The organism is Thioalkalivibrio sp. ALE23 (assembly GCF_000378545.1).
GTDB lineage: Bacteria > Pseudomonadota > Gammaproteobacteria > Ectothiorhodospirales > Ectothiorhodospiraceae > Thioalkalivibrio.
Genome location: NZ_KB900090.1, coordinates 1 through 1,136 on the forward strand (window position 1 = coordinate 1; position 1,136 = coordinate 1,136).

Below are 1,136 nucleotides of genomic sequence, written 5' to 3' on the forward strand. Positions count from 1 at the left end.
CGACGAGGATGTACAGAATCACGAACGTCAGCGGCCCAACCATGGGGTCTTCCGGGATCGGATCGACCCCCGAAAAAGCCACCGTCATTGTATGAACCTGAATCGTCGTGATCAGGAGCACGGGGGCCAGCATCCATTTCACCCGCGAACGGATCCGGTTCGACCCGAGGAGGGGCCCCATCATCATCACCAGGGTCAGCGGCCAGGCGGACGACAGATGCTGGGTGACCGGATGATCCTGCGGAACTCCCCAGATCCCGATGGCCGCCATCATCAGCAGGGCATAGAGGGCATAAGCCTTCAGGTCCATTTCGGGCCAGCCGCGGCGCCGTGTTCGATCACGACGACCGGGGGTGATCCAGTCAAGCATGTTTCGCCTCCTGGCGCTGGCGTTCCACTTCCTCGACGATCTCGAGATAGTCCTGCCACCGGTATTCGTTCCCCCGCGCATCGCCCTGAGCGTCCGGGTCGTCGTCGCACTGTCGGCAGATGGCGTACGCCGCCCGATCCTTCCAGTCATCGGCCAGATCGACATGGCGCCGATGGGCGCTCTCCACCAGCTCAACCATGCGCAGGTAGTCCTGCCACCGATAGCCCAGTTTCGACTCTTCATCGGAGAAATCGGGATGCTCCCCCAGGTACTGGGCCAGTTCGCGCGCGGCGTCTTCCTTCCAGCGCGGGACCTTCTCCCGATCCATCAGCACCACCGGCTGCGTGGTTTCCAGGATCATCCGGGCATGACGGACCAGATCCGATGGGTCTTCGTCCGGCTGCGCATCGTCCCGGGACGCTTCGATCCAGGCCACCAGCGACTGCAGGGTTTCCCGCCAGCCCATGGGCATCCCCCGGGCCTGGTCCGCGATATCCAGCAAGGAGTCGCACCCGGACAGAACCGCGGCTCGATCGAAGAGGTCGTCGCCGCCGGTCTCACGGAGCTCTTCCTGTTTTTTCCGAACCCACGCATGGATGTCCTGACGGGACACGTAGCCGGGGAGGGTGCGCGGAACCACCGGATCCACCTTGAGCGTTTCCATGTGCTCCCGGTATGCCCGATAGCCTTCCACCGCCAGGCGCAGGCGCCCGGCGGCCTCCACCGCCTGTTCATCCACTGGCGCCAGCCGGTGTGCGGGCGCCGG

The 1,136-nt window shown here is 64.6% G+C and carries 2 protein-coding genes; both read right to left on the reverse strand.

The genetic code is table 11. The features are described 5' to 3' along the window. Positions 1 to 370: hypothetical protein (locus F573_RS14570; RefSeq protein WP_038033656.1), on the reverse strand; the 370-nt coding region annotated here is incomplete at its 3' end. Next, positions 363 to 1,136: hypothetical protein (locus F573_RS15330; RefSeq protein WP_196801811.1), on the reverse strand; the 774-nt coding region annotated here is incomplete at its 5' end. The genes F573_RS14570 and F573_RS15330, both read right to left, overlap by 8 nt.